This is a genomic window from Amycolatopsis sp. NPDC058278 (genome assembly GCF_042881395.1).
In the GTDB taxonomy this organism is placed as follows: Bacteria; Actinomycetota; Actinomycetes; order Mycobacteriales; family Pseudonocardiaceae; genus Amycolatopsis.
This window is the reverse complement of the sequence record NZ_JBHVXZ010000269.1, coordinates 1-1906: the sequence shown is the minus strand read 5'-3', so window position 1 is coordinate 1906 and position 1906 is coordinate 1. Positions and strand designations below refer to the sequence as shown.

The 1906-nt window shown below is 72.6% G+C and carries 2 protein-coding genes; both read left to right on the top strand.

Annotated elements, in window-relative coordinates; translation table 11 throughout:
• Positions 1-150: 150 nt before the first annotated feature.
• Entirely contained in the window at positions 151-1020 is an 870-nt protein-coding gene (locus ACFVYA_RS49870) for a L,D-transpeptidase (RefSeq protein ID WP_387055695.1), read from the top strand.
• Between the two features lie 33 nt (positions 1021-1053).
• A complete protein-coding gene (locus ACFVYA_RS49865) occupies positions 1054-1803 on the top strand; it encodes a hypothetical protein (protein WP_387055693.1) in 750 nt (249 codons plus the stop codon).
• Positions 1804-1906 lie beyond the last annotated feature (103 nt).

Sequence of the window (1906 nt, the reverse complement as noted above, 5' to 3'; positions counted from 1 at the left end):
GCGTTTCTCAAACCCACCGGGCCCCCCAACCCCCCCGCCCGGTATAAACCCCCTACCCCCCCTTAAAAACAAATTTTTTGCGGGGGGGGGCCCCCACAAACGGGGCGCCCCCCCACCGCGACCTCCAACGACCTTGAGGAAGGACTGTCCATGTCCGAGACGCCACAGCCGGCGCCGAATCGGTGGCGGATGCTCGCGCTCTGGATGACCGGGATCGCGCTGGTCGGCACCGCAGGCGCACTCCTCGCACCGTCGCAGCCCTCAGCCGACGGCGCCCGCGGCACCGAGCCGGTCGAACTGGGGGCCGAACTGCACGCCCCGGTCGTGGCCGCCCGCGCTATCCCGAACCTTGCTGGCCTGCCCGAGGCCAGCACCTTCGGCACCATCCCGGCCGCTCCGCAGGACGCGACCGCAGACGAGGTCCCGGACGGGCAACTCGTGCATCCGACCGAGCCGGTGCCGGTGTACGGACAGCCGGGCGGTTCGGCCATCGCGGCCCTGCCGACCACACAGCTCGGGTCCGACACGTGGGTTCCGGTGATCGCCGAGGAACCGGGCTGGGTGCAAGCGCTGCTGCCGTCACGTCCCAACGGCTCCACCGGATGGCTCTCCACCCAGAACGGCACGCTCACGACCCGGTGGACGACCGACCGGATCGTCATCGACCGGGCCGCGTTCCGGCTCACGCTGTATCGCGACCATCAGCAGGTCGGCACCTGGAGCGTCGGCGTCGGCACCGCGGCGGCACCGACCCCGGCGGGGCGGACGTTCGTGCTTGCCTCGATGACCGACGCGAAGCAGAAGTTCAGCCCGGTGATCTTCCCGCTCGGGATCCACTCGACGACCTATTCGACCTACGGCGGCGGGCCCGGCACCACCGGCATCCACGGCTGGCCCACCACCGACGTATTCGGACGCCCGTCCAGCGACGGATGCATCCGCGTTCCCGCCGACGCCCTCACCACCTTCACCAACCCCATCGATCCGGTGCCCATCGGCACCCCGGTTCTCACCCGCTAACCCGATCACACCAACACTTTTCGGAGACTTGCCATGAACACCACTCGCACCGCACTCGCCGCCGTCGGAGCCGGCGTGCTCCTCGTCGGCACCCTCACCACCCTCGCGTCCAGCTGCACTCCGGCGACCGCCGCGCCGCCCGCCCTCGCGGCCGCTGTGACGACGTCGACGGCGACCGGGATCTCTGTCTCCGGCGGTGAAACCATCAAGCCCCCACGGCCGAGCGTGTCCAGCAGCGGAGCAATCACCTCCGCCGGCGGCTCGGTCTCCACCCCCAGTGGCGCCGTCGTGGCCAGCGGCATCAGCCTGCAGGCCGGCGCGGGGTTCGCCGAAGCCAAGGTCGCCTCCGTCCGGGTCGGCGGGACCACAGTTGGGCCGTTCACCGCGACCTGCCGCAACGGCGCCATCACCACCAGCGCCCCCAAGGGCGGCAGCGGCAACCTCAAGGTCGCACCCGGCGGCCACGGCACCGCCGGGGTCATCACCGTGACCACCAGCACCGCCCCCGCCCGCACAAACGAGTCCGGCGCACCCAACAAGCCGGCCGCAGGCATGGCAATCACGGTGACAGTGGCGACGGTCAGCTGCGGCGCCGGCACCCCGCCGCCCACGACGGGCAACCCGCCCACCGGCACCCACCCCGCACCGACGCACAAGCCCGGCGCCCCCGGGACCTCCTGGCCGGGTGTGCCGGGCCAGCGGCACCAGCAGGGCGACAACCCGGGTGACCGGACCGCCCCCAAGCCTCAGCCCAAACCCGGCCACGTCACCGTCACCGGCTGACCGCCACCAGGCCGCGGGGGGGGGCCGCCCCCACACACCAAAGGCGGCCCGCCCGCCCCCCCCCCAGACAACAACCCCCCCCGGGGCCGCACCCCCCCCCCCC

What these genes read in the sequence shown, in the direction of transcription:
- ACFVYA_RS49870 (WP_387055695.1), top strand. Translation starts at nt 151, where the DNA reads ATGTCCGAGACGCCACAGCCGGCGCCGAATCGGTGGCGGATGCTCGCG.
- ACFVYA_RS49865 (WP_387055693.1), top strand. Translation starts at nt 1,054, where the DNA reads ATGAACACCACTCGCACCGCACTCGCCGCCGTCGGAGCCGGCGTGCTC.